The following is a 6,496-nucleotide window of genomic DNA, read 5'->3' as shown; positions in this document are numbered from 1 at the left end:
GGCCCGGGCGCCGCGCCTCGCCCGGCGTCTCGCCCGGCGTCTCGGCCGCCAGCTGGGCGAGCAGCTCCCGGTCCGCGGGCGTCGCGGGCGTCTGGAGCCAGACGGTGGACTCCGGGTCGTCACCCGGTCGCAGCACCGACAGCATCAGCGAGATGTCACCGAGCGGCGTGGCCGCGCTGACCGTGCGGCCCGTGAACACGCGCACGGACCGGCACTGCCACCAGGCACGCAGCTCGGGGCGCGCCTGTTCGAGCAGCTCCAGCACGGCACGGCCGCGCTGGTCGTCGGGATGATGACCGAGCTGGGCGCGGAACTGGGCGAGCAAGTCCTTGGCCACGTCCTCGGACCCGCCCATCCCGTCCCGGGTCCGGGGCTGCGCCACCAGCATCCACAGCAGGTTGCGCTGGGGCTCGGGCACGTCGGCGGGATCCCCCCACAGGACGGTGTAGGCGTCGTTCCAGGCGGTGACGTCGAAGCGCCGGTCGAGTAGCAACGCCGGACAGTTCGGCCAGTTGTCCAGCACCGAACGCAGCACCTTGACGAGGGTGTGGTGGCGGTCCGCCGGCGGCGTGTGCAGGCCGGCGAGCGCCAGGGCGTGGCGACGACCGTCGTCGTCGAGCCGCAGGGCCCGAGCGACGGCCTCGAGGACCTGCCGGGACGCGGCGACCCGGCCTTGTTCCAGCCAGGTGTACCAGGCGAGGCCGAGGCCGGAGAGGGCGGCGACCTCCTCCCGGCGCAGCCCCGGGGTGCGGCGGCGAGGTGTGGCGGGCAACCCGACGTCCTCGGGTCGCAGGCGCTCACGGTGGGCACGAAGAAAGAATCCAAGCTCACGCTGGCGGGCGTCGTCGCTCATCGGTTCCAGTCGGATCGGGCGGCCTTGTCGACACCGCCGATCCGGCACATCCGGCACATCCGGCACATCCGGCACATCCGGCGGGCGGGACAGCATCGACGCAGGGACACGCGGTCAGCAGGACTGCTACTATCCTCAGTCGCCAACAACGCCTAACAGCAGTCACCCATGTGATGGCTGAAATCCAGCCACCGCCGCCGGATCAGCGCAGGCCGAAACGGCCGAGCGGACCGTCCAACGCAAGAAGACACAGTCCCATGGTGGCATCGCCCGGCGGCCATGTCCGGCGCTTACCCGGAGAGATCGTGTCACTTACATGATCAAACAACGTCGGCACAAATTTCGATACCCGAAGCAACCTATCGATAACCGCAAGTAATAGACCTGTGATGATCGACTGGAATCCGGACCATCGAAAACACCGACTCGCGGAACGTGTTCATCCCTCCATGGCGCCCGCGGCCACCCCGATCATTCGATTACCCGGTCCGGCGCTCGGTCCAGCGCCGATCCGCGGCCGGATCCGCGCCCACGGCCCGTCCAGCCCGCATGCGGACCGTCCAGCAGTCCGTGCCGATAGGCGTAGAGGCCGGCGCGCAGCCGGTCCGGCTGGCCGATCTTGCGCATCGCACCGGTGAGGTACCGCTTGACCGTTGCCTCGGCCAGGGCGAGCTCGCAAGCGATCTCCGCGTTCGACAGGCCGCGGGCGAGCTGGCCGAGCACCGCGCGTTCCCGGGAGGTCAGCCCGAGGGCCTGCGGTGGCAGTTCGGCCTGGACCGGCGGCCCCGGCACCCCCGTCGACGGCGGCGCGGGCAGGAAGACCACGCCGCCGAGCGCGGCGATGGTGACCGCGTGGGCGAGGTCGGCAGGCGGAGTGTCCGGCAGCACCGCCCCCGACGCCCCGGTGGTGAGGATCTGGGTCAGTTCGGCGCAGGTGGCCAGCGGCCGCAACAGCAGAACGCGCGTGATGGGGATCCGGTCGGCCTCCGCGCGCAGCCGGCGCACCGCCGCGAGGTCGGTCGCGAGGTCCCCCGCGAGCCCGAGCAGCAGCACCCGGGGACGCGAGCGGCGGATCTGCGGCAGCGCGGCATCCAGCCGGTGGCTGCGGCCGACGACGTCGAGCCGGCAGATCGTCGAGAGCAGCAGGTGCAGCCCAACCCCGGTCACCGGATGGGCGTGCAGCAGGAACACCGACACACCGCCGTCGATCTCTGTGGGCGTGAGATCCTTGGCGTACGCGGGACACTCGGGCTGCGCGGACGCCTCGGCGCGAACGGGAACCCCGGGACAGGCCGGAACCCTGACCCGCGGCGGACCCCCGGAGTACCCGGAGTACCCGGAGACCTCGGCGCGGACGGGAGGGGGCGGGGCGGCTCCGATCGTCATGACTCCGGGTCCTTACCACGAGGAGCGAACGCGGGACGGCGGTATCACCCCGCCGTCCCGCGTGCAGGGGGCTGACCCGACCGTAGGCACCTTCGGATAGCTCAACCAGGTAGGCAGTGGTATCGCTAACACCCTCCGCGCACGCCGTCCCCGGGCCCCTCCGTCCGGCCCGACAGCCCCGGTCGTCAGGCCTCAGAGCGGACGGGTGATCAGCTCCCGGATCTGGTCGGTGACAGGTCCCAGGTCGTCCCGGCGGAGCAGGTTGATCCGGTTGCGGGTGATGTCCCCGCGGTGGACGAACTCGTAGAGATCCTGACGCTGCCCGAAGCTGTCCGCCGTGAGCTCCCAGGCCAGCCGGAACAGCCGCGACTTCTCCTCGACCGGGAGGTTCGCGCCCCGCATGTACCGGTCGAGGTAGGGCCGCAGGTCAGCGGCGGCGAGGTCACGCTCGCTGGGCTGCATGAGGACACCCGACGAGCCGATCCGCCGCACGATCTCCACTGCCCGGCCGGCGACCTGCGCCGACCACACGCGGCTCGCGTCGGTGTTACCCGGCGCGAGCAGGCCGCCGTCCGTCGTCTCGACCCGGGCCTCCCCCGCGTCGAGGAAGTACCCGACGAGGTCAACGTAGCTCGCCAACTCCCCGAGGTCCTCCTGGACGTGACGCAGCCCCGAGGCTCCGATCGCGTCAGCGAGCAGCGTGCCGACGGCGAGCAGGGTCCGCAGCCGTTCCTGGTAGCGGATGTGGCCGGCGGCCGCGCTCCAGGCGTTGATCCGCCCGAGTCCGACCCGGGCGAGGTTGCCGTCGCGCAGCAGGAACACCCGGTCCCACGGAACCAGCACGTCGTCGAAGAACAGCATGGCGTCCTGCTCGTCGAACCGGGACGCGAGCGTGTGGGCGTGCCCGTACGGCCGGGCCCCCAGCGGCTCCCGACAGAGAATCTTCACACCTGGGGTGGCCAGCGGCAGGCCGAACCAGATCACGAACTGCTCGGCCTCGCGCTGCGCGAAGCTCGCCGAGAGGTACACGAGCACCTCGTGGGCCAGTGGGGCCAGCGTCGTGAGCTGCTTGGCGCCCCGGACGACGACGCCGTCGTCCCGCTCGGCGATGATGCGCAGCGCGAGATCGGGATCGTCCACGGGGCTGGTGGTCCGGTCGATCTGCGGGTCACCCAGAGCGTGGCCGAGGACCAGGTCATTGGCCGCACAGTGCCGGTAGAAGGCCACCGCGTTGGCACCGAAGCCGGCTTGGTTGCGCTCCAGATGGTCCCGGAAGTCGAGCAGGCCCACCGCCACGTTCGCCATGAACGACGGCGACCGGCCGTGCTGACCCCAGGACTCGCGCATCCACACGGCCGTGCTGCGCCGCCGGGCCCGCAGATCGTCCAGCGTGCGCGGCAGCTGGTAGGACCAGCCGACGCGGGTCCCCGCCTCGGGTTCGTGGACGGTGAGCACGTCGCGCAGATCCGGCTCGTGCTGCAGGTCGAACAGCCGGGCCAGCTCGTCGACGGCGCCCCGGAAGGCCGGATGCGCCGCCACGTTCGCGACCTTCTCCCCGTCGAGCCACACCTCGCGGCCGTCGTTGAGGCTCGCCCGGTACCGCTCCCCGGTCATCAGCCCCTGCGCGGCAGGCGGCGGGATTCCCAGCGGCGGGTCGACCGGGGGCTCGGCCGTCGCACCGGCAGGGTGGTCACCGGCGGGTCGGCCGGGATCGTCGACGGCGCCGGGACGACCGCTGTCGGTCACGAGGGTCATGGCCTGATCTCCGCTCTGTGGACAATATCGGTGGCGTCGGTGGCGTCGGTGGCGTCGGTGGCGTCGGTGGCGTCGGTGGCGTCGGTGGCGTCGGTGGCATCAGTGGCATCAGTGGCGGTCCAGACGCAGCCACGGTCGACCTGCCCCGGTCCGGCGACCGACCCGGCCACGACGGCCGGCTGGCCGGCCGGAGCGGGCACGGCCACGCCGGCTGACGGGACCGAGGGGTCGTCATGCAGCAGGCGGAAGGCCGGTTCGTATCCCTTGGCCCGGATGTTCGCCGAGAGGGCAGTGGTGCAGAACGAACAGGGGGAAGCCAGGGTGAGGGGCACGCCCCGGGCGCGGGCCTGCTCGCGGTAGTCCCAGATGCCACAGTGCGAGATGATCAGGGCCGCCCGCGTGGGCTCGTCGGTGTCGACCGCGTAACGGGAGGAGTAGAGATCCGCCTGGCGCGCGAGCCGGTGGACGACGTCGGCGGGCCGGCCGGTCGGCTCGGGCTCCACCTTGCCGAAGACCGAGGCGTTGGCCCTCGCCCAGTCGACGAGCTCCGCCTCGCCCCAGCGCGACACGATGAACCGTTCGATCAGTGCCTGCGCGCGGAAGAACACCCGCTGCCAGGCCGTCGGATCACGATCGTCAGGCGTCGGGAAGTCGGCGAAGATCTCGGCCTGGGTATGCAGCCAGTCGAGTAGACGCAGATCGGCGTGGTGTTCCAGCAGGAACGTCGTCATCCCCGACTCCGCCTCGAGCAGGCGCTGCTGCCACAAGGCTACGCGGTCGTCTCCGGTCATGTCGACGGCCGGAGCAGGGGGAAACGACCCGGACGCCGTCGCTCGCGGGGATGCGCCGGGCGGCTCGAGGTGGGCGTGGGGACGGGTGCCGAGGACCGCCATCGGCACCGGCGCGGCCGAGGACAGGGACATGGGTACGGCCATCGGAGTGGCAACGGCACGGGGCATGTGTGGGAGCCTCCACGGATCTCCTGTCCCTGGCGGCCCCGGCTAAGCGGGCCACCGCGACGACCGTTCCGGAGACCGGACGGCCAGGATGAATCACGACGGAAACAACGCTAAGTGCGCGGATGATGTGGAAATACCGACCTTCGGTGCATCTTCGTGCCACTTCCGGCGTCCGTCGCCTCACACGTTGTCGCCGTATGCATCGGCGCCGCACGGTTCGTCCGCCGCCGGCAACTTCGCGGCGAAGGTGCGGGCGGAATGCCGGGTGCGGTACTTGCGGTTCCGGCGAGGGCGCAGCGGATACGCTCGGTGCCTGAGTTCTCCATCGACTTACCCGGGGGGTGGCTGCGGCAGCGGTCGCCTTCCCACCCACGTGATCAGTATCCGGGACGCGTGTAGCTATCAGGACGCGAGCGCCCCTCCGATTCCCCTGACCCCTCAAGGCACCAGTCCCCCCGGAGGTTCCTGATGGCGATGACCGATGATGCCGAGATGCCGTTGCTGCGCCGGCTGGTCGGGCAGGCGCTGCGTCGGCGTCGCCTCGCTCAGGGCCGCACCCTGCGGGACGTGGCGGACGCGGCGCGGGTGTCGATGCCCTACCTCTCGGAGATCGAACGCGGCCTGAAGGAGGCGTCTTCGGAGATCCTCGCCGCGGTCTGCCGGGCGCTGCACATCCGGCTGTCCGATCTGCTGGACGAGGTGCGTCTGGAGCTCGCCCGGCTCGAACCCGAGGTCACCCCCGTAGCATCGCCCGGGTCGCTGTCCGCCGTCCACGGGCAGGCGACACTACCGATCACGGCCCGCGTCCTCTCCGCTGACCTGCACGCCGCCAGCGGCACCACGGCCACCGTCGGCATCACAGGCTCGGCTGGCATCGAAACAACCGGTATCGGCGCAACGGTCGGCGCGGCATTGCCCTTCGGCGTGTCGCCGAACCTGGGACTCTCGCCGAGCTTCCGGGCCGCCGTCCCTACCGGCCGGGTGGTGGTGCCCGGCCCGCGGCGAGCCGCCGTCGCTCCCGGGCCGCGGGGATCGGGGAGATCGGGGGGGCCGGGCAGATGGTCCCGGCCCGCAGCCGCCTTCCGGCCGCGGCATGTTCGGCCGGAAGGCGGCCGCCGGCACGCTCGTCGACAGGTCGGCCTGTGGCCAGTCGACGTGTGGCCGGCCAGCCGGCCGGAGCGGCCGACCGCCGGACCGCCGGATCGCGCCCGGTCAGGCGCTGCGTGCCGATAGAAGCCGGGCGGCCTTACGGCTCATGATGACCTCGTCGATGAGGCCGTACTCCTCGGCCTCATCGGCACTGAAGATCTTGTCGCGTTCAGTGTCGCGACGGACCTCCGCCTCGGTGCGACCGGTGTGGCGGGCAAGCATCGTCTCCTGCAGCGCCCGTACGCGCAGGATCTCCCGCGCCTGGATCTCGATGTCGCTCGACTGGCCCTCGCCCTGCGCCGACGGCTGGTGGATGAGGATCCGGCTGTTGGCCAGCGCGAACCGCTTCCCCGGCGTGCCCGCCGCCAGCAGCACCGCCGCCGCCGACGCCACC

At 71.6% G+C, this 6,496-nt stretch carries 6 protein-coding genes; 1 reads left to right on the top strand and 5 read right to left on the bottom strand.

Annotated features, from left to right (window positions below):
• The 4 genes from AC08OU_RS19305 to AC08OU_RS19290 form a co-directional block, all read right to left on the bottom strand.
• The coding region (locus AC08OU_RS19305) for a helix-turn-helix transcriptional regulator (RefSeq protein ID WP_476605472.1) at positions 1-853 on the bottom strand (853 nt) is incomplete at its 3' end.
• A gap of 471 nt (positions 854-1,324) precedes the next feature.
• Positions 1,325-2,239, bottom strand: coding sequence for a response regulator transcription factor (locus AC08OU_RS19300; RefSeq protein WP_476601421.1), 915 nt, complete (start codon positions 2,237-2,239; stop codon positions 1,325-1,327).
• A gap of 192 nt (positions 2,240-2,431) precedes the next feature.
• Positions 2,432-3,808 (bottom strand): 4-hydroxyphenylacetate 3-hydroxylase family protein, encoded by a 1,377-nt coding sequence (locus AC08OU_RS19295; protein WP_476605471.1) that lies wholly within the window; start codon positions 3,806-3,808, stop codon positions 2,432-2,434.
• 182 nt (positions 3,809-3,990) lie between these two features.
• Positions 3,991-4,953, bottom strand: a complete 963-nt coding sequence (locus AC08OU_RS19290) for a hypothetical protein (protein ID WP_476605470.1) — start codon at positions 4,951-4,953, stop codon at positions 3,991-3,993.
• A gap of 474 nt (positions 4,954-5,427) precedes the next feature.
• On the opposite strand from AC08OU_RS19290, the gene AC08OU_RS19285 reads away from it, so the two are divergent.
• On the top strand, positions 5,428-6,186 hold the full coding sequence (locus AC08OU_RS19285; protein ID WP_476605469.1) for a helix-turn-helix domain-containing protein: 759 nt from the start codon (positions 5,428-5,430) through the stop codon (positions 6,184-6,186).
• Here AC08OU_RS19285 and AC08OU_RS19280 read toward each other — a convergent pair.
• Positions 6,166-6,496: ATP-dependent Clp protease proteolytic subunit (locus AC08OU_RS19280; RefSeq protein WP_476605468.1), on the bottom strand; the 331-nt coding region annotated here is incomplete at its 5' end. The two genes, AC08OU_RS19285 and AC08OU_RS19280, sit on opposite strands and share 21 nt — an antisense overlap.

Source organism: Frankia sp. CcMO1 (genome assembly GCF_977945845.1).
Note: the sequence above shows the minus strand (reverse complement) of the source record. Positions and strands in the feature narration are given on the sequence as shown.